Annotated in this window: 1 pseudogene; it reads right to left on the reverse strand. The window is 41.5% G+C overall.

What is annotated here, in order from left to right:
• A pseudogene (locus AAEY83_RS16550) lies at positions 1-258 on the reverse strand (hypothetical protein); the annotation flags it as partial.

Consider the following 258-nt stretch of genomic DNA (forward strand, 5'->3'; position numbering starts at 1 on the left):
GTCTAATTCAACCCCTAACTCTCGCGCTAAAATAAGTAGCTTACGCTGCATATCTCGCCCCGATAAATCTTCGCGCGGATCGGGTTCAGTAAAACCCATTTGTTGCGCTTCAAGTAATAACTCAGAAAATGCAGTTGCGCCATTATACATACTACATAACCAAGATAACGTACCCGAAAAAACACCTTCTATACGTGTTATTTTATCGCCACTGTTTTGTAAATCTGCAAGGGCAAAATTAATTGGTAAACCGGCACC

Origin of the sequence: Psychrobacter sp. TB20-MNA-CIBAN-0197, from assembly GCF_040309765.1 — a bacterium.
Classification (GTDB): domain Bacteria; phylum Pseudomonadota; class Gammaproteobacteria; order Pseudomonadales; family Moraxellaceae; genus Psychrobacter; species Psychrobacter submarinus.